The organism is Chryseobacterium cupriresistens (genome assembly GCF_046614675.1).
Lineage (GTDB): Bacteria > Bacteroidota > Bacteroidia > Flavobacteriales > Weeksellaceae > Chryseobacterium > Chryseobacterium cupriresistens.
The window spans coordinates 154,097-173,789 of record NZ_JBKKJT010000003.1; the positions used below are offsets into that span (position 1 = coordinate 154,097).

The 19,693-nt window shown below is 37.0% G+C and carries 13 protein-coding genes; 8 read left to right on the forward strand and 5 right to left on the reverse strand.

Going from position 1 to position 19,693, the window contains the following annotated elements; all coding sequences use genetic code 11:
* Nucleotides 1-41: 41 nt before the first annotated feature.
* Nucleotides 42-1,349, reverse strand: a complete 1,308-nt coding sequence (locus ACLI50_RS09635) for a DEAD/DEAH box helicase (RefSeq protein ID WP_343643197.1) — start codon at nucleotides 1,347-1,349, stop codon at nucleotides 42-44.
* A 475-nt stretch (nucleotides 1,350-1,824) separates the two neighbouring features.
* Between ACLI50_RS09635 and rpsA the strand changes: the two genes are divergently transcribed.
* From rpsA to ACLI50_RS09655, 4 genes are all read left to right on the forward strand, one after another.
* Nucleotides 1,825-3,615 (forward strand): 30S ribosomal protein S1, encoded by a 1,791-nt coding sequence (rpsA, locus tag ACLI50_RS09640; protein WP_137905342.1) that lies wholly within the window; start codon nucleotides 1,825-1,827, stop codon nucleotides 3,613-3,615.
* 385 nt (nucleotides 3,616-4,000) lie between these two features.
* A complete protein-coding gene (locus ACLI50_RS09645; RefSeq protein ID WP_411413641.1) occupies nucleotides 4,001-6,628 on the forward strand; it encodes a T9SS-dependent M36 family metallopeptidase in 2,628 nt (875 codons plus the stop codon).
* A 128-nt stretch (nucleotides 6,629-6,756) separates the two neighbouring features.
* Nucleotides 6,757-7,734, forward strand: a complete 978-nt coding sequence (locus ACLI50_RS09650; protein WP_202838502.1) for an EamA family transporter — start codon at nucleotides 6,757-6,759, stop codon at nucleotides 7,732-7,734.
* A gap of 88 nt (nucleotides 7,735-7,822) precedes the next feature.
* The gene (locus ACLI50_RS09655; RefSeq protein WP_411413642.1) at nucleotides 7,823-8,815 is read left to right on the forward strand and encodes an alpha/beta fold hydrolase; all 993 of its coding nucleotides are present in this window, start codon (nucleotides 7,823-7,825) and stop codon (nucleotides 8,813-8,815) included.
* A 145-nt stretch (nucleotides 8,816-8,960) separates the two neighbouring features.
* On the opposite strand, the gene ACLI50_RS09660 is transcribed toward ACLI50_RS09655, so the two are convergent.
* Entirely contained in the window at nucleotides 8,961-10,103 is a 1,143-nt protein-coding gene (locus ACLI50_RS09660; protein WP_411413643.1) for a multidrug effflux MFS transporter, read from the reverse strand.
* 76 nt (nucleotides 10,104-10,179) lie between these two features.
* On the opposite strand from ACLI50_RS09660, the gene ACLI50_RS09665 reads away from it, so the two are divergent.
* Both ACLI50_RS09665 and ACLI50_RS09670 read left to right on the forward strand, forming a co-directional pair.
* On the forward strand, nucleotides 10,180-10,962 hold the full coding sequence (locus ACLI50_RS09665) for an AraC family transcriptional regulator (protein ID WP_411413644.1): 783 nt from the start codon (nucleotides 10,180-10,182) through the stop codon (nucleotides 10,960-10,962).
* A gap of 132 nt (nucleotides 10,963-11,094) precedes the next feature.
* A complete protein-coding gene (locus ACLI50_RS09670; RefSeq protein WP_411413645.1) occupies nucleotides 11,095-11,562 on the forward strand; it encodes an SRPBCC family protein in 468 nt (155 codons plus the stop codon).
* Nucleotides 11,563-11,632: 70 nt separating this feature from the next.
* Here the strand turns inward: ACLI50_RS09670 and rplS are convergent, their stop codons facing one another.
* Nucleotides 11,633-11,989, reverse strand: coding sequence for a 50S ribosomal protein L19 (gene rplS, locus ACLI50_RS09675; RefSeq protein ID WP_002980648.1), 357 nt, complete (start codon nucleotides 11,987-11,989; stop codon nucleotides 11,633-11,635).
* A gap of 293 nt (nucleotides 11,990-12,282) precedes the next feature.
* On the opposite strand from rplS, the gene ACLI50_RS09680 reads away from it, so the two are divergent.
* Nucleotides 12,283-15,021: a fibronectin type III domain-containing protein gene (locus ACLI50_RS09680; protein ID WP_411413646.1), complete on the forward strand. Its 2,739-nt coding sequence runs from the start codon at nucleotides 12,283-12,285 to the stop codon at nucleotides 15,019-15,021.
* 174 nt (nucleotides 15,022-15,195) lie between these two features.
* On the opposite strand, the gene ACLI50_RS09685 is transcribed toward ACLI50_RS09680, so the two are convergent.
* Nucleotides 15,196-16,737, reverse strand: a complete 1,542-nt coding sequence (locus tag ACLI50_RS09685) for a toxin-antitoxin system YwqK family antitoxin (RefSeq protein ID WP_411413647.1) — start codon at nucleotides 16,735-16,737, stop codon at nucleotides 15,196-15,198.
* Between the two features lie 380 nt (nucleotides 16,738-17,117).
* Here ACLI50_RS09685 and ACLI50_RS09690 point away from each other — a divergent pair, with 380 nt between their 5' ends.
* Nucleotides 17,118-17,819 carry a CoA transferase subunit A gene (locus ACLI50_RS09690; protein WP_062671053.1) on the forward strand — a complete coding sequence of 234 codons (702 nt, stop codon included), beginning with the start codon at nucleotides 17,118-17,120 and terminating at the stop codon, nucleotides 17,817-17,819.
* 50 nt (nucleotides 17,820-17,869) lie between these two features.
* On the opposite strand, the gene ACLI50_RS09695 is transcribed toward ACLI50_RS09690, so the two are convergent.
* Nucleotides 17,870-19,672 carry an ABC transporter ATP-binding protein gene (locus tag ACLI50_RS09695; protein WP_202838495.1) on the reverse strand — a complete coding sequence of 601 codons (1,803 nt, stop codon included), beginning with the start codon at nucleotides 19,670-19,672 and terminating at the stop codon, nucleotides 17,870-17,872.
* Nucleotides 19,673-19,693 lie beyond the last annotated feature (21 nt).

Sequence of the window (19,693 nt, forward strand, 5' to 3'; positions counted from 1 at the left end):
CTGTGCCCCTCGCAATGACAATAAAGTGTAGAGTGAGAGGTCTAATAAGCAATCTCCATTTTTACTTTCTTACCTTTCAGTTTTTCGTTCTGAAGCTTTCTTAAAAGGGCATTTACTTTATTTCTGGAGACGGCAACATATGATGTCGTATCTTTTACTTCGATAATTCCCACATCTTCTTTTTGAAGCTCTCCTTTCTTTAACAGATATCCTACAATATCCACTTTGTTTACTTTATCCTTTTTTCCTGCACTGATGTAAACCGTCTGGAAAGGTGTTTTTTGCGGAACTTTAGTGAATCCGGCAACGCTTTCTTCAGGAGTATTGTTTTTAATAAATGGGAAGTTTTCCTCTTCAGTCATGATCAGGTAGACAAAACCTTTGGCATTCATTCTTGCGGTACGTCCGTTTCTGTGGATGAAAGCATCTTCTTTTGGAGGAAGCTGATAATGAACAATCGATTCTACCTCAGGAATATCAAGTCCGCGGGCAGCAAGATCCGTAGTAATAAGAATTCTTGCAGAATCATTACGGAATTTCAGCAGCGCACGTTCTCTTTCATCCTGTTCCATACCGCCATGGAAGGTTTCTCTGTCTATTCCCATCTGATGAAGAAGTTCAGAGATACGGTCTACAGCATCACGGTGGTTGCAGAAGATCAGGGTTCTTTTGTTTCCGATTTTACAAACCAGATTGAAAAGTGTATCCAGTTTTTCCTCCGGAATAGTCATCACTTTTCTCAGCTGGAGATCCGGTTTTACATCATTTTCTTTAAGGAAATTGATTACTTTTTCATCTTTTAAGCCTGTAAACGTGGGAATTTCATCCATAGCTGTGGCAGACGTTAAAATTCTCTGAGAAAGTTCTTTTAAAGAATTGGAAATGAATCCCATATCATCATGAAAACCCAGTTCCAGAGCTTTGTCGAATTCATCAAGAACCAGAGTCTTAATTGTTTTCGGATCAAAATTATTATTTCTCAAGTGGTAAACAACTCTTCCCGGAGTTCCGATCAATACAGCCGGAGCTTCAATTAAATTATTAACCTCAATTTTTTTGTCATGTCCTCCATAGCATACAGAAACTTTAAAATCTGTTCCCATGGATTTAAAAACCTGCTCAATCTGTAAAGCAAGTTCCCTTGCCGGAACCAGTATCAAAGCCTGAACACCCTGAACATTTTTTTTCAGATTTCTGAGAACAGGAAATAAAAAGGCCAGCGTTTTCCCGGATCCTGTAGGAGAGAGTAAGACAATGTCTGTATTGCTTTCAGACGCTTTATAAGTAGATTTCTGCATCTGATTCATATCCTGAATCTGCAGTTTTTGATAGATCGGCTGTAATTCCATGCTGCAAAGGTAGTGAATTTTGGAGTTTGAGGATTTGAGAGTAGGAGAGTTTGAGAAGGATTGGAAAGTGTGGTCCTTCTTTAATTCTGTCTTACTGTCATTCTGAATGAAGCGCAGCGAAATGAAGAATCTCATTTTTGTCTTCTGCTTATTGATGCCTCTTGTAAATTTTCAGTGTATGGTCATTATGACATCGGATATTGCTTAATTCTGAATGTAAGACGGTTAGTATTAGAATGTCATACTGAGCTCAGTCGAAGCACCCTTTTAATCAAGGTGTTGATTTTTAAATATATAAGTTAAATATTAGCCTGGCAAAATCTATTGCTTATTTTAAATAAAATTCATATCTTTGCACCCACTTTTGTGGCGAAAAGGTTTGAAGAGTAAATTACTTAAAATTAATTACTTCCGTATTTTTTAATCTGCATTTATTCAAACCGTTAAAAAAGAAGGAATACAAATTTATTAGAAAATGTCAAAAGAGACAAATTCAGCAGAGGTTTTATTAAACCAAAATGTAGCACCAGAACAATTTGATTGGGATTCATTCGAATCAGGTCTTGATGCAGATGCGAGAAAAGAAAAAAGCGATTTAGAAGAAATCTACAACGGATCATTAAACAACTTAGACGATAACGACGTTCTAATTGGTAAAGTTGTAAGATTAACTGATAAAGAAGCTATCGTAGACATCAACTTCAAATCTGAAGGTGTTATCTCTCTAAACGAATTCCGTTACAACCAAGGCCTGAAAGTAGGTGACGAGGTAGAAGTAATGGTTGACAAGAGAGAAGACAAAACTGGACAATTACAGTTATCTCACAGAAAAGCGAGAACGCTTAAAGCTTGGGATAAAGTAAACGAACTTCACGAAACTGGAGAAATTGTTAACGGTTTTGTTAAATCAAGAACTAAAGGTGGTATGATCGTTGACGTTCACGGAATCGAAGCATTCTTACCTGGTTCTCAAATTGACGTTAAGCCAATTAAAGATTACGATCAGTTCGTAGGAAAAACTATGGAGTTCAAAGTTGTGAAAATCAACCCTGAGTTCAAAAACGTAGTGGTATCTCACAAAGCATTGATCGAAGCAGATATCGAAGGTCAGAAAAAAGAAATCATCGCTCAGCTTGAAAAAGGACAGGTTCTTGAAGGTACTGTTAAGAACATCACTTCTTACGGTGTATTCATTGACTTAGGTGGTGTAGATGGATTGATCCACATTACAGACCTTTCTTGGTCTAGAGTGAACCACCCATCTGAAATCCTTGAGGACGGACAAACTGTAAAAGTTGTAATCCTTGATTTCGATGATGAGAAAACAAGAATCCAATTAGGTATGAAGCAATTAGAAGCTCATCCTTGGGATGCTCTTTCTGCTGACTTGAAAGTAGGTGACAAAGTAAAAGGAAAAGTAGTAGTTCTTGCTGACTATGGTGCATTCGTAGAAATCGCTCCAGGTGTTGAAGGATTAATCCACGTTTCTGAAATGTCTTGGTCTACTCACTTAAGATCTGCTGGAGATTTTGTAAAAGTAGGTGATGAAGTAGAAGCTGAAGTATTAACTTTAGACAGAGAAGAAAGAAAAATTTCTCTTGGTATCAAGCAATTGTCTAAAGATCCATGGGAAAACATCGAAGCTAAGTATCCGGTAGGATCTCAGCATGTAGGAACTGTAAGAAACTTCACTAACTTTGGTGTATTCGTAGAGTTAGAAGAAGGTATCGACGGATTAATCTACATCTCTGATCTTTCTTGGACTAAGAAAATCAAGCACCCATCTGAGTTCTGCGCAGTAGGTGATAAATTAGACGTTGTAGTTCTTGAATTAGATATTCAGGCTAGAAGATTATCTCTAGGTCACAAGCAATTGACTGAAAACCCATGGGATAAATTCGAAACTAAATATGCTGAAGGAACTATCCACGCTGGTAAAGCTGTAGAAGTTCACGATAAAGGAGCTTCTGTTCAATTCGAGGATGCTGAGGTTGAAGCTTTCTGCCCTTCAAGATTATTAGAGAAAGAAGATGGATCTAAAATCAAAAAAGGTGAAGAAGCTCAGTTCAAAGTAATCGAATTCAACAAAGAATTCAAGAGAGTAGTAGTATCTCACACAGGTATCTTCAGAGACGAAGAGAAGAAAAACGTAAAAGAAGCTTCTTCTAGAAACGTAACTTCTTCTTCTAACAACGAAGAAAGATCTACTCTTGGAGACATCGACGCATTAGCAGAGTTGAAAAGAAAAATGGAAGAAGGTAAATAATCTTTGAACCATTATAATACATAAGAGCCGCTCATTTGAGCGGCTTTTTTTATGGCTATACGGCAAGGAACATACAAGTGTAATAAGACAGTACGGAAACAAAAACTATCAGATAAAACAGTAAAAGAAGAGATTTCTGTGGGCAGAAATTTATATTCATTAAAATGACTTATAAAAAGAAAATGTTTGTATGAAAAAGAATTAAACATACGGTAAACATAATGTGGTACGCATAAATATAATGCAGGGTTCTCATGATTAAGAAATATGTAAATTGATTTCAAAGTGTTTTTTCTTTATTTGTCTTGATTTATGTTTAATTTTTAATATAAAAAGTATTAAAGTTATGTGAATTATTTGTAGATTAGCGCCTTTAATAATGGATATGAAAAACAAAGCTTTACCTATTTTATTTGCAGTATTTTCTGCATTTCCGGCAATATTATTCGGACAGGATAATGAAAAACTCATTAAAGATTATATTTCTCAAAATAAAATCAGGGAATATAAAAAGTCTGATCTTAATAATATCATTATTGATAATGTAGATCTGTCAAAATCATTGAATGGTAATGTTGTTAAATTTTTACAGACGTATAATGGTTTGCCAATATACAGCTCTGTAGGAACAGCATTGATTCAGGACAATAAAATTGTTTACTACACCGATAATTTTGTAAAAGATTATACTGCATCTACATCTGGTACAGCTGCAATCAGTAAAAGTACAGCGCTTCAGAAGATTGCTGAAGATCTGAAAAATCCTGAGATAGCAAACTTCACTATTCTTGAGTATCTTGAAAAAACTCAGAAGAAAGCGACTTCAGCCAATCAAAGATTGGTATACGCAAATGATGAAAGCGGAAACCTCCGTTTGGCATATGAATATACCTTAATGGAGCCAAAGTCTCCCAATTACTGGAATATTGTAGTAGATGCCAATAATGGAAATATCCTGTTAAAAAGTAATCTTACGTTATCCTGTAATTTTCATCACGATGCTTATTCATCAGATGCGGAATATAGCCATGCCGATCACTTTGAAAATACCCTGGTGGGACCTCAGAATAACCTAGCACAGAATAATATTCCGTTACTTCTACCGGATAATGCATCATATAATGTATTTCCATTACCTATTGAAGCACCAACTTTTGGTTCAAGATCTATTATTACCAACCCCTGGATCCTGAGTGCTTCTCCTGAAGGATGGCATTCTGACGGAACCAATCATTACACGATTACAAGAGGAAATAACGTTTTTGCCTATGAAGATTCGGCTGGAACTGCTTTAACTGCACCTGATTATCTTACAGGAACTCCGGCAGACGGAGGAGCAACAAGAAATTTTGATTTCCCTTTTAACATCAATGAAACTCCGTTAAATAACAGAAATGCTGCTATTACAAATTTATTTTATCTGAATAACAGAATTCACGACGTTTTCTATAAATTTGGATTTACAGAATCTGCCAGAAATTTCCAGCAGAACAATTTTGGTAACGGACCTGTTGGAGGAGATGATGATTCTGTATATGCAGAGGCGCAGGATGGAAGCGGATTAAATAATGCGAATTTCTCTTCAGGGCAGGATGGTTATAATGGAAGAATGCAAATGTATCTCTGGTCTCCGGTTGGAAGAGTATTTTTCTATAATGCACCAAGTGTTGCTGTTTCCCGAACACCGGGAGCAGGAACTGCACAGTTCGGTAATCCACTACCAATGAACGGCCTGACAGGAGATGTTGCACTTTCATCAGTTTTAGACGGATGTACGGCTTTACCTGCAAGCTCATTGACTAATAAAATAGGACTTGTTGAGAGAGGAACATGTGCTTTTGCTGTAAAAGTGAAAAATCTTCAGGATGCCGGAGCTAAAGCGGCCATTATATATAATAACGTGACCAATGGCTCTACTCTGGGAAATATGGCGGGTAATGACCCTACAATTACAATCCCTTCAGTATTGATTACCAATGCAGAAGGGGAATATATCAAAACTCACCTTGCAGCAAGTACAACAGTAAATGTTACTCTAAAAGGAAACCAGACTCCTGACGGAAGTTTTGATAACGGAATCGTAACCCATGAATACGGTCACGGAATATCCAACAGAATGACCGGTACCGGATACAACTGTCTGAATTCAGGCGTGAGTAAGGAACAGATGGGAGAAGGATGGTCTGATTTCTTTGCTTTAATGCTGACAAACAAAGCAGGAGACGATGCTACAGTAGCGAGAGGTACTGGTACTTATGCAATAGGTCAGCCTATAACAGGTGGTGGTATCAGACCTGCAAAATATTCTACCAACATGACGGTTAACGGATTTACATACGGAAATACCAACGGAATGGAATACAATAACGGATCAGCAATTGTTCCGGATGTACACTCTATTGGTTTTGTCTGGGCAACCATGTTATGGGATCTTCACTGGAAATATGTTGAAAAATACGGTTATGCTTCAGATGTACTGTCAACAACCCCTAACGGAAGCACAAAAGTATTACAGTTAGTAACAGACGCTCTTAAACTTCAGGGCTGTAATCCTAGCTTTATTGATGGAAGAAATGCAATATTGGCAGCTGAGATGGCAACAACTCAGGGACAGGATAAATGTATGATCTGGGGAGTTTTTGCAAGAAGAGGTTTAGGAGTGAATGCATCAGCAGGAGCTAAAAATAATATTAATGATCAGGTTCAGGACTTTAACGTTCCGGAAGCATGTTTATTGGCTACCAATGATGTAAAGGCAGATAAGAACAACAACATTTCTATCTATCCAAACCCGGCCAAAGATGAATTCTATATTAAATTCCCAAGCAATACTCTTGGAAAAGTAAGCGTAGAATTGTATGATATGTCTGGTAAACTGGTTTCTTCAGAAGATAAAATCTCACCGGATGCCAAGAAAGCAATTTCTACAAGCAACCTTGTCAACGGAACTTATATGGTTAAAATCAAAGGACTAGGTTTTGAAGTTGCATCTAAAGTAATGGTTAAGAAATAATTTACTTTTATAATCAATCTCAAAAATCGCCACAAGCTTTGCTTGTGGCGATTTTATTTATCTATCACCATGACACTGCTGAATGATTTAATTTATATGTTGTACCTTTGCAGGCTGTTAAAAAAATTATGAAGAAGAAAAATATACTAAAAGGTGTTTTATTTGTAGGGATTGGAGCTAGTATATACGGTATGTTGGCCACTTTTGTAAAAATGGCTTATCATGATGGCTTTACAACCTCAGAAGTAACTACTTCCCAATTCGTATTAGGTTTGACGGGACTTTTGATCCTGAACTTTATTCAGACCCTAACCTCAAAACAGAAATTATCGGTGCCCAGTTCTAAAGAAGTAAGAATGCTCTTGCTTGCAGGAACTTCTTTGGGCGGAACAAGTTTATTCTACTATATTGCCGTGCAATATATCAATGTTTCCATTGCTATTGTATTATTGATGCAGTCGGTGTGGTTCAGTGTGGTGGTAGAAAGTATTCTAACTAAAAAACTTCCCAACACAAGAAAAGTGGTTTCTGTGGTTATCGTTTTGTTGGGAACGGTTCTGGCAACCAATCTTATTAATATGGAAATAGAGCTGGACTGGCACGGAGTATTCTGGGGGCTAATGGCAGCCGCTTCATATACTTTAACAATGTTCACCTCTAATACGCTGGCTACTCATCTTCCGGTTTTCCGAAAGAGTATTATTATGCTGGCGGGTGGTTCAGTTGTCGTTTTTGCATTCTTATTCTTTGCCCAGATAGGGCCTATGTATTTTGATGGCTTAAAATCATTATACCTGAATTTTACTGATAATACAGAACATATCCATTCATTTAATTATTCAATATTTCTCACGTATGGATTTGTACTGGCGCTTTTTGGAACTATTATTCCGCCTATCTTATTCAATGTTGGGTTTCCCAATGCAGGATTGGGCCTTGGAAGTATCGTTTCATCACTGGAACTTCCGGTTTCCGTAACCATGGCTTTCGTTTTGCTGGGAGAGAAAGTATTTTTCATTCAGTGGGTAGGTATTGCCTTGATTCTTTTTGCAATTGTTTTAATGAATTTACCTTCAAAACAGGAAAAAGAAGTTTCAATGGCATAATGGTCTGAAAAATATTAACTAAAAATAACAGTTAAAACCGTTCCTTTTGGAGCGGTTTTTTTAATTTTAATCTTTAAATAAACGTTTTATGAAACATTTCAGAAATATAATGTCCGCTTTTGCTTTAACGGTCTCCGGTTTTATATTTTCACAGGTAAAACCTCTGGATGCAATGCTGTCTGATTATCAATATCCTTACGAAGTTCATTTTCTTAATTTCAAGTCTCAGGGTGAAGATTTGAAAATGGCTTATATGGATGTAAAGCCGCAAAAACCCAACGGAAAAACGGTCATGCTTCTCCACGGTAAAAACTTTAATGGAGCGTACTGGGAGAGAACAGCAAAAGACCTTTCTGCTAAAGGTTTCCGGGTAGTGATTCCTGATCAGATAGGATTTGGAAAGTCTTCAAAGCCTCATGCTTACCAATTTTCTTTTTCACAGCTTGCAGAAAATACAAAAGCGGTTCTGGATGAACTGAAAATTGACAAAACCATCGTACTTGGACATTCAATGGGAGGAATGGTGGCCACCAGATTTACGTTATTATATCCTGAAAAAGTACAGAAACTGATTCTCGAAAACCCGATCGGACTGGAAGATTATAAAACTTTTGCAGCCTACCAGACTATTGACCAGGCTTATCAGTCTGAACTTAAAAATACAGCCGAAACCTATAAAAATTATCAGCTGAAATTCTATTATGACAACAAATGGAAAGAAGAATATCAGCCCTGGCTGGACTTAATTGCGGGATGGACACTTCATAAAGATTATCCTCAGGTTGCATGGGACGCAGCGCTTACTTCGGATATGATTTACAATCAGCCGGTATGTTATGAATTTAAAAATATAAAAGTTCCTACCTTGCTTATTATTGGAACAAGAGACAGAACCGCAATAGGAAAGGACAGAGCTCCTAAAGAACTTCAACCTAAAATGGGGCAATATCAGGAATTGGGAAAGAAAACCCAACGTGAAATTGCGGGTTCAAAGCTTGTCGAGATTGAAAATGTAGGGCATCTTCCGCATATCGAGGTCTACCCTAAGTTCATGGAAGCACTGTATGATTTTATACAATAAATTAATTTTAAAATATAAAATATTTGAAACATTAAGTTTTTGCAAGTGAGTAAAATAATAAGCTTTATATACATTTTGCTTAATTTTTCATCTTTGATGAAACTTACCTAATCTTATCACCTTCATTAAACTTAATGTTTCAAAATCAATTCTTTTTGTTCCCAAACAGCAATAAAGTACCAACTCCAATTCCAGAAAACAGGACACACGCAATTCCCAGATTTTGTATCAGCCCAATACTCACCAATCCTAAACCTATCAGAACATAATAAATTAATCCTAATAAAGCTCCGGCGCTTCCTGTTTCGTTTTTATAATGAATCAATGCGGTGCTTAAAATATTGGGAATCGCAACGCTGAATGCCATCACAATAGAGAAGTAGGGAATTACAAAATAAATTCCTGTACCTGTCAGAATCCAGACAAAAACAGAGGCAGCCAATGCTGAGAATGTACTTGCTTTAACTAAATATTCAGACCGTATATTCTTCAATAACAAAAATCTGTTAAGCTTTGCTCCCACGAAGGTACCGCCAGCCAGTATTATACTGCTGTACCCGAAAACATAAGAGGAATAATGATTTTCTTTAAAGATAAACGGAGCCAGTGAATAGTATGAAAATAGCAAGACATTAAAGCTCATAATCAGTAAGCAGCACTTGATGATACTCTGATCAAGCAGCATCCGTTTCAACAAGTTGATCAACGTCTTCAAGTTGATGGATTTCTTTACATGATGAGTTTCAGCAATTTTCTGTCTGGAAAGGAGTATAAAAAGTATACTCAAGATACACAGTGTAATAAATACGCTCTGATGTCCGCCGGAGGAAGCCAATATTGAGCCTGTAACCATTCCGATTACCGGACTGATGGACAAGCCTATTCCGATCCAGGAAAATACTTTGCTGAGATTATCTTTGTCAAAAGTATCCCTTAAAATGGTTTGTGTTACGATGGAACCCACCGAAATTCCGAATGCAGAAATAATCCTGGCTCCCAGAAGAACCATAAAATCAGGAGCGAAAACAGCAGCCAACGTTCCTGCTCCATAGGTAATGAGACCATATTCCAATGATTTTTTCCTCCCGATCCTGTCGCATTGCACTCCCCAAAATGCCACACCCAGTGCAAATGCGATAAAATATAAACTTATTGTTAAGGTAACTGTTTCTTCATGTACTCCAAACTGTTCCTGTACCATTGGCAAAACAGGACTGTAGATGGTTTCCACAAACTGCGGAAGCATCACAAACAGGGTCAGCAGCCAGATAGGATTTGTCTTTTTCATTTTTTTTCTGCAAAGTTTCCAAAAAATCAATGTATATTTATAATGATATAAAAACAAAAAATATCAAAAATAGGACATGGCTGTACTGGAACAAAACGACGTCTTTGATGCTGATTCAATCCCGGAAAAAGTAGTTGGAATAACCTCTGATATGGTAATGCACGACTCCGGTTTTCATTTTCACACAACGAAATCTCAGCTGTTGTATGCACCATCAGGCTGTATGACTGTAACGACTTCCGACAGGCAGCTGGTTCTCCCTCCATTCAGATTGCTTTGGATTCCTGCCCATGAAGTTCATCGTGTAAATTTCAGAAATATTGTGGCCTACAGATCCATTTATTTTGATGAAAAATATTCCCAAAGATATATGAATCCTGATCTGAAAGTTCTTCATGTCAACGCCTTGTTAAAAGAAATTATTGAAAGAATTTGTTCCTGGGAATGGTCAGGGTTGAGACAGGATCAAACTAATCTTTTAAAAGTATTCTGGGATGAATTGAGTAAAGCTCCGGAAGAAAAACTGGAACTTACAATGCCGAAGGATACGCGTTTTACGAAAATAGCTGAAGAATGGACATTGCGGAAATCTATGCCTCCAATGCTGAAAGATTTTGCAGAAAAAACAGGAGCGGTGGAGAAAACGATCAGCCGTATTTTTAAAAAAGAAACGGGATTGTCTTATCAGGATTGGAGACAGCAGTGGCGGTTGCAACGATCAATTGAACTTTTGGTGGAAGGTAATTCAATAGGAGAGGTGTCCTATATCCTTGACTTTTCATCAGACAGTGCTTTTATTGAGTTTTTCAAAAAACAGACAGGTTCCACTCCTTTGCAGTATCTCATGAAGAATGAATAGTCCTTTTGTACAGCTGATAAAAAGTACGATTGTTAACCTTGACAAGGTTGATGTCATACAATATTTCTTGTCCTATGAAAAGCGTGGTTTATAGTAGATTTCATAAAATTGTACTACCAATACAATAATTTTATGAAAACGATTAATACAAATAGTGTTGAGAACTACGTACATCTACTTGAGGTCAACACCACGGCAGATAAAGTATATCAGGCTTTAACAGATGAAATTCCCCTTTGGTGGACCGAATTATTTGAAGGTTCATCTTCAGAGGCCAGAAATCTTTTTACCATAAGATTTGGAGATAACATCCATAAAACAATGCGTGTGAAAGAATTAACTGCCAATACAAAAATTGTCTGGCTGGTTGAAGACTCATTGATTGCCCTTCCTGAATTAAAGAACCAGACAGAATGGATCGGGACAACAATTGTTTGGGAAATAGAGAAAAATAAAGAAAGCACTCAGATAAAACTTACCCATATCGGCCTGAACCCGGATATTGAATGCTATGAGATCTGCTCCAATGGCTGGCTGCAATTTCTCGGCAGTCTGAAAAAATTTCTGGAAACCGGAGAAGGAGCTCCCTATAAAAAGTAAAAATATTTACACAAAAAAAAGAGACTGTTTATAAGTAAACAGCCTCTTTTTGTATGTATTGTTGTCTGAATTATTTCTTCTTGTAAGCAGCGTCTTTGATTCTTGCTTTCTTACCTCTAAGGTCTCTGAAGTAGTAAATTCTAGCTCTTCTAACTCTACCTCTTCTATCAACTTCAATTTTTTGAAGTGCAGGCATGTTAATAGGGAATACTCTTTCTACACCTACATCACCACTCATTTTTCTGATAGTGAAAGTTTTTGTAGAACCAGTACCTCTTAATTGGATAACTGTTCCTTTGAAGAACTGAGTTCTGGTCTTTTGTCCTTCTTTAATTTCGTAATACACAGTAATTGTATCACCTGCTTTGAATTCAGGGAATTCTTTTTTCGCAATGTACTTGTCTTGTACGTACTTTAATAAATCCATTATTAATAAAATAAAATGTTAAAGCTAAGCAACTTACACGTTCTTCGTCAGAGGTTGAATAACAGGTTGCAAATGTACAAAATAGTTTTTGAATATGCCAAATATTTAATGTACTAAAAACTATAATTTTTTCATTCCGGTTTTGCTAAAAAATTAACGGTTTCTTTAAAATCCCATCAGACAGAGTTTATATGGGAATTCTACTTTTGCCCGAAGTAAAAATCCGGATAACAGTTTTTTAAATTCCTGATTCACAACTTAAAACTATATGTTATTTTAAAACTAAAGCTATTATGAAACATTATTTCTTCTTTTTTTGTTTCGCGGTCCAGATGGCTTTCGGACAGGTTTTGTTCCCTTATTTACAAAACCCGACTCCGAATTCTATGATCGTCAATTGGAAAACAGCTTCCAATAATGAAACAACAGTAATCTACGGAAATTCTCCAACAAATTTAAATGTGACGGTAACAGGAACTACCAATATCTTCTCGGATACCGGATACAACAACAACTATTATTATCACACGGCAAAGATTACCAACCTTCAGCCAAATACCAAATACTATTATAAAATCAAAACCGGAACCAGCGAGTCGGCCGTTTATAATTTCAGAACACTTCCATTACCGGGACAGGCGGTAACTGCCAATGGAAAGATCCGCTTCCTTATTATGGGGGACAACCAGATCAAAGCAGAACCGAGATATGATACACTTACTTTGAATGCCTATAAAAAATTAAAGGAAAAATTCGGAGCTGCTTCTGATCCGTCAGATAATATTGCGCTTACTTTTATGGTGGGCGACCAGGTAGACGTAGGTACATTGGATCACTATGAAAATGTCCACTTTAAAAAGAATATCAAATTATCACCTTATCTGCCTATTCAGACAACGGTAGGAAACCATGAAACCTACGGAACGATGGGAATGAATTCTTACTATGCTCATTTTTATATTGATGAAATCAGTTATAAAGGGATAAGCTCAGGAAATGAGAATTATTATGCCCAGCAGGCAGGAAATGTATTATTTGTAAGTTTAAGTTCTGAACATACAGGGTCAGCACAGCAGACATGGCTTCAGCAGATTTTAACGGCAGCCAACAATGATTCTACGGTAGACTGGATTATTTCTTTAAGCCACAGACCTTATCAGGCTGAGCAGTATGTAGGAGATATTTCTACATGGGTAAGAGAAAATGCAGTACCGCTTCTGGTAACTTCTGATAAATATTTAATGCACGTGGGAGCCCACCATCATTTATACCACAGAGGTCAGCTTAAAAACACACCGAATTACCAGATTATTTCCGGAGGAACAGCATGGGATCAGTATTGGGGAATGTCTAATGAACAGGATTTTGATGATGTTCAGAAAACATTGACAGACTGGACCTATCAGATTGTGGAAGTAGATGTCCCAACCGGAAAAGTGGATGTCGAATGTTATTCGATCGGTGGAATTTACAATAAGAAAAACAATGTATTGGTAGATTCTTTCCACAGATATAAAAATCAGCCCAAGCCGGCAAAACCATCCATTACAAATACTTTCTCAGGGCCAATTACTTTACCATTAACATTGAATGGAAGTGCATTTTCATCTTCCAACGGAGAGCTTTTAAATACAACACAGTTCCAGATCAGTAAAACCTCAAACTTTTCTGTAATTGAAAAAGAATTTTACCGTGATTTTGAAAACTGGTTCGGAAAAGATGGAAACGGAACTCCTGATAAAACCAAAAACTTGAATGATGGAGTAGACATCACCAAAGCAACATTGGCAGCGAATTCTATCCCCAACGGAATCTATTATGTAAAAACACGTTACAGAGACAGGAACCTTGAATGGAGTGAGTGGAGTAATGTGAAGCAGTTCGAAATTACAGGAAGTGTAGTGTCAAATCCTACATTTACTTTAAACAAAACTGAATACGCTCAGAATGAAGCTATCACAGCTACATTTACAGGAGGTCCCGGAAATCAGCAGGATTGGGTAGGAATTTATAAAAAAGGACAGACTCCGGCTTCTACAACTTCTCAAGGGTATATTTATACGAATGGTCAGATTGCTGGAACAGTAACCTTCAATAATGGTCTGGCTGCTAAAGGACAATATTTTGCAGGATTTTTTGCCAACAACGGGTATACGGAAATCGCCCCAAGAAAAAATTTCTATGTAGGACCGAAAGTACAGCTGCAGACTACTGCTGATACGTATCCTGTAGGAGGAACCGTTACTATTAATTTTACAAACGGACCCAACTTACAGAAAGACTGGATCGGAATTTATAAAATGGGCCAGACCCCGGGAACCACACCTTCTATCAAATGGAGCTATGTAACAACTGCATCAGGAACTCTTAATTTCACAGGACTGCCAAAAGGGTATTATTATGCTCAGTATTTATTGGAAGACGGATATAACGGAATCGGGGAGAAAGTGTTCTTCAAAGTAGGAGATATCGTTACAGATCTTTGGATCAACAAACCTGTTTATACCTTGGGTGAAAATATTACGGCTTCATGGACGGATTCTCCGGGAATCATCAAAGACTGGTTGGGAATCTATCCTCAAAGTGTTCAGACACCGGATGATAATTTTGTTTCTTATACCTATTTTGACGGAATAACTCAGGGAACAAAAACTATTCAGGGAACAGCAGTACCTGCAACACCGGGGAATTATTACATGGTGATGTTTACCAATGATTCCTACACAGAAGTTTCAAACAGGGTACAGTTCCAGGTAACCTCACCCACTTTGGGAACTGAAGAAACCAGAAGTACAGAGAAAAATGTAGTATTGTATCCGAACCCAACCAAACCGGGACAGCCTACTTTTATTAAAAGTGATTACCCGATTGAAAAAATCGAGCTGGTTTCAGCTTCGGGCGAATTATTGTATGTATCAAAAAATATCAATAACCAACGTTTCTCTTTGGTGAATGAAAATCTTCCGGCAGGTGTTTATTATGTAAAAGTACACGGAAGAAAGCTGTTTACTTTAAAGCTGATCATTCAGTAAGGTAGATTACAACACAATTATAATGAAGAGGCTGTCAGCAATGATAGCCTCTTTTTTATGGATGTAAAAAAGTTTAAATTTCCATAATCATCCGTGAAAGTCTGTGCCCGTTTGTGGTTAAACAAAAAAACGGTTCCAAAAAATGAAACCGCCTTTGATATATAGTTGTGGTAATTAGTCAAATAAATGGTGCAGATCATCTTCGCTAATCAGCGTCGGGTTTTCAGCAGAAGCATTTTCCTCCTGAGTATCGGCCAGTGTTTTAGTTTCCTGAATGAGCTTCCCATCCATATTATAAAGCTTTAACAAGATCCATTTCCCGCTGCGTTCAAGTTCTTTAGCTCCATCCCATGTTTTTATTCTGATTTTTCCACTTTGAATGACACCTGCTTTTACAGAAGACTTATTGGCAGGCTTTCCTTTTACATACTGTGTGATTTGTGCTGTGAAGGAATAATCTTCCCCATCTTCACTGATCGGTTGTGTAAATGTATATAAAATAGTGCCTTTCGGGTCATAAACAGTTGCATCATAGCCTGTTTGTTTGGCGTTTAGCTTTTTTTCAAAACTTAGCTTCGTATTGTCACCTTCAAAAAAGTTTTTGATGTTTACAATAATACCTTCCTTATAAACTGTTTCATTAAAGCCTTCATAGGTAGTACCATTGTAAGGGATACCATCTTTGTATGTCAATGTAGATTTCAGCTTTCCATCCGGGGAATAATATTTAATTTCCTGGATAAGATCATCTTTTAAAAATTGCTCGGAGGATAACTTTCCGTCTTCATCAAAATATTTACTGGTTACCTTTGAGCCTTTTTCATAAGTATCAATAGAGGAAATCTGTGAATATTCATAAGCGAGATGATAATCATCCCCGTCCATTGGATTATAAACATCATTTTCCTTATCATATTGGTACACCAGATGGGCTATTTTTTTCCCCGACTCATCATAAGTGGTTTTATAGCCATCTTTTTTATTCATTTTCTGTTCCTGTAAGATCTTTCCGCTTTTGCTATAAATGACGCCTTCTTTTACACTGCCGTCCTTTCTGTATTTTTCTATCTTAGAGATCCTCATGGGACTGGAATAGTAATCTACCACCATATTTTCACCCGAACCGGAGGTAGTGTTGCTGCCCAGATATTTTCCTTTTTCACCGTAATATTTTGTTTCGGTATTACTGTCTTTATCAATGATGGTTTCATTTCTGATCCCTTTAATGTCATCATCATAAACGGTTGTTTTTACAGGCGTTGAGTTTTCGTAATCGACCAGAATATTAAAGTCCATTCCATCTTCAGCATCCTTATAACTGAACATCTTTCCTGAAAAACTTCCGTCAGCTTTATATACCACATCTTCTGTCAGCCTGCCATTCATATCATAAGTCTGTGCCGGGCCAATCTGCTGTCCTTTGGAATAGGTGGCAAAATTCAGAACCTTTCCTTCTTCAGTATACCAGGTTACTTTTCCCTCAAAAATCTCACTGTTGGGAGTGGTGTCTGAAGCCAGTCCTTCCATTTGAAGTTTTCCGTCCTTATAGAAATCTTTGATAAGAGTAAGCTTTCCTTTAGGAATCGTTTCACGGTAATATTCCATATTGTCCTGAGTAGTTTTTTCCCAGTTTTCATCGAAATACGTTTTTTCCTGTGCGCATACATTGATGCTGAGTATCAGTGCAAGTAATGCTGAGGTAAATAATTTTTTCATGTTTTTATGTAAGCTTTGATATTTTTATATGATTAGTGAGATGGCAGATATTGAAAGAGACCTTTATAGAGATCAAAAGAAGTGATGAGGACAGTAGTAATCTGCCATAAAATAATTTCTACATTAAAGTTGTGTTTAAATTTCCGTCGGAACTGAAAAACAGTATTTCCGGCTTTGAGAGGGCAAATATAGATGAAATTGATGAGAAATAAGATAAAAAATGAACAGACTTGTTCAGTTTTTGATATAATGTTTTGATTATGATGTTTTTAAAAGTTTCAGATCGATTTTTAAAAATGTATTAAATTCAGTAATCTTTCCACTCATAGGATATACAAGAAAATTTATTAAATTTAGCCAACAGAAAAATCTAATATTTCATGATAGATAAAAGAGTAAAAAATGCAAAGGAGGCCATCGAAGGAATTAATGATGGAATGACACTGATGCTTGGCGGATTCGGACTTTGTGGTATTCCTGAAAACTCAATCAATGCTTTGGTGGAAAGCGATGTGAAAGATCTTACCTGTATTTCAAACAATGCAGGAGTAGATGATTTCGGATTAGGATTACTGCTTCACAAAAGACAGATTAAGAAAATGATCTCTTCTTATGTAGGAGAAAATGCTGAGTTTGAAAGACAGATGCTTTCAGGTGAATTGGATGTAGAACTTACTCCTCAGGGAACTTTAGCTGAAAAATGCAGAGCTGCCCAGGCCGGAATTCCGGCATTTTATACACCTGCAGGGTATGGAACTGAAGTAGCAGAAGGTAAAGAGGTAAAAGAATTCAAAGGAAAACCTCATATTCTGGAGCATGCATACGATGCAGACTTTTCTATCGTAAAAGCATGGAAAGGCGATCATGCAGGAAATCTTATTTTCAAGGGATCTGCAAGAAACTTCAACCACCCAATGGCAGGTGCTGCAAAGATTACCATTGCTGAGGTAGAAGAACTGGTAGAACCGGGACAATTAGATCCGAACGAAATTCATATTCCGGGAATCATGGTTCAGAGAATTTTCCAGGGAGAAAAATTTGAAAAAAGAATTGAGCAGAGAACTGTAAGAACTAAAGAATAATTTCAAAACAATAAAAACAAAAAGCGCTGAACATCGATTCAGCGCTTTTTTTATGCCTGGGGAGTAAGTGTTTTTCTTTCTCCGATCTGTTGTCTCCACATGGCGTAGTACAACCCTTTTTCGTCAATGAGATTGGCGTGAGAACCCGTTTCTACAATCTGTCCGCGTTCAAGAACATAAATTTTATCAGCATGCATAATCGTACTTAAACGATGCGCAATCAGGACGGTGATCTGTTCCCTTTCTTTCGAAATATCTTTGATCGTCGTAGTGATTTCTTCTTCGGTAATACTGTCCAGAGCAGAAGTGGCTTCATCAAAAATCAAAAGATGAGGTTTTCTTAAAAGAGCTCTTGCAATGGCAATTCTTTGTTTTTCACCACCACTAAGTTTCAGACCGCCTTCTCCGATAACGGTTTCGATTCCTTTTTCTGCTCTTTCCAATAATGCTGTACAGCTTGATTTCTGTAAAGCAACGGCCAGTTCTTCTTCAGTAGCTGAAGGGTTAACGAAAAGAAGGTTTTCTTTAATAGTTCCTGCAAATAACTGGGTATCCTGTGTTACAAAACCAATCTGATTTCTCAGCTCATCAAAATCAAATTCCTTTCCATTGATTCCATTGTAAAAAATATTCCCTTCCTGAGGTCTGTACAATCCAACCAATAGTTTTACCAGGGTACTTTTTCCGGAACCGCTCGGTCCCACAAAAGCAATGGTCTCACCGTTTTTAAGATCAAAAGAAATGTTATTTAAAGCTTTATACTGTGCAGACTGATGCTTGAATGAAACATGTTTGAATTCCAGTTCCTCAATAGCCCCGATTTGTTTTGGGTGAAGCGGCTTTTCTTCCACTTCTTTTTTCATCAAACGGTCAAAATTCTGAAGAGAAGCTTCTGCTTCACGATAAGAAATAATAATGTTTCCAATTTCCTGCATTGGCCCGAAAATAAAGAAACCATAAAACATTAGAGATAAATACTGACCTGGTGTAACAATATTCTTAAAAATTAAATACAATAAAGTCAACGTAATCATCTGCTGAAGAAAATTGACCATTGTTCCCTGAATAAAGCTCAAAGAACGGATGCTTTTTACCTTTCTCAGTTCAAGGCCAAGAATCTTATACGTATTGTTATTTAAACGGATTACCTCCTGATTGGTTAATCCTAAACTTTTAACAATTTCAATGTTTCTAAGACTTTCAGTGGTACTTCCGGCTAAAGCGGTGGTTTCAGTCACAATATTTTTCTGGATCACTTTGATTCTCTTGCTCAATAAATTGGTGACAATGGCAATAAAGAAAATCCCGCAGATATAAACCGGCATAATAGACCAGTGTAAACGGATCGCATACACGGAAACGAAAATAATACTGACGAGAATTCCGAAGAAAATATTAATGAAATTCGTGATGAATTTTACAGTATCTTCTCTTACTTTTGTTAAAATAGACAGCGTTTCACCGCTTCTCTGGTCTTCAAATTCCTGGTAGGGAAGTGCCATAGAGTGTTTTAAACCGTCTGTAAATATTTTCGCTCCAAACTTTTGAGTAATCACACTGACTACATAATCCTGAAAAGCTTTGGCAATTCTGCTCACCATTGCAGTTCCGATAAGAAGCCCCAAGAAGTAAAAAGCCCCATGATATACAGAACTTCCGTATAAATATTCATTCAGGCTTCTCGGCAATAGCTTTTCTTTATCAAAAAAGTTGGGATGGGTAACCAGCTGATCAAGGATATTTCCTGTGATCGCCGGAGCAAATAAAGAAAAAACCTGATTGACAGTAGCCAAAAATAAAGAGATGATTATCAGCCACTGATAAGGTTTTAGATATCTAAAAAGTATTTTCATTCTATTAAAAAATAATAGAAC

What these genes read in the sequence shown, in the direction of transcription:
- rpsA (WP_137905342.1), top strand. Translation starts at nt 1,825, where the DNA reads ATGTCAAAAGAGACAAATTCAGCAGAGGTTTTATTAAACCAAAATGTA.
- ACLI50_RS09670 (WP_411413645.1), top strand. Translation starts at nt 11,095, where the DNA reads ATGAAAACGATTAATACAAATAGTGTTGAGAACTACGTACATCTACTT.
- ACLI50_RS09655 (WP_411413642.1), top strand. Translation starts at nt 7,823, where the DNA reads ATGAAACATTTCAGAAATATAATGTCCGCTTTTGCTTTAACGGTCTCC.
- ACLI50_RS09650 (WP_202838502.1), top strand. Translation starts at nt 6,757, where the DNA reads ATGAAGAAGAAAAATATACTAAAAGGTGTTTTATTTGTAGGGATTGGA.
- ACLI50_RS09680 (WP_411413646.1), top strand. Translation starts at nt 12,283, where the DNA reads ATGAAACATTATTTCTTCTTTTTTTGTTTCGCGGTCCAGATGGCTTTC.
- ACLI50_RS09690 (WP_062671053.1), top strand. Translation starts at nt 17,118, where the DNA reads ATGATAGATAAAAGAGTAAAAAATGCAAAGGAGGCCATCGAAGGAATT.
- ACLI50_RS09645 (WP_411413641.1), top strand. Translation starts at nt 4,001, where the DNA reads ATGAAAAACAAAGCTTTACCTATTTTATTTGCAGTATTTTCTGCATTT.
- ACLI50_RS09685 (WP_411413647.1), bottom strand. Translation starts at nt 16,737, where the DNA reads ATGAAAAAATTATTTACCTCAGCATTACTTGCACTGATACTCAGCATC.
- ACLI50_RS09665 (WP_411413644.1), top strand. Translation starts at nt 10,180, where the DNA reads ATGGCTGTACTGGAACAAAACGACGTCTTTGATGCTGATTCAATCCCG.
- rplS (WP_002980648.1), bottom strand. Translation starts at nt 11,989, where the DNA reads ATGGATTTATTAAAGTACGTACAAGACAAGTACATTGCGAAAAAAGAA.
- ACLI50_RS09660 (WP_411413643.1), bottom strand. Translation starts at nt 10,103, where the DNA reads ATGAAAAAGACAAATCCTATCTGGCTGCTGACCCTGTTTGTGATGCTT.
- ACLI50_RS09695 (WP_202838495.1), bottom strand. Translation starts at nt 19,672, where the DNA reads ATGAAAATACTTTTTAGATATCTAAAACCTTATCAGTGGCTGATAATC.
- ACLI50_RS09635 (WP_343643197.1), bottom strand. Translation starts at nt 1,349, where the DNA reads ATGGAATTACAGCCGATCTATCAAAAACTGCAGATTCAGGATATGAAT.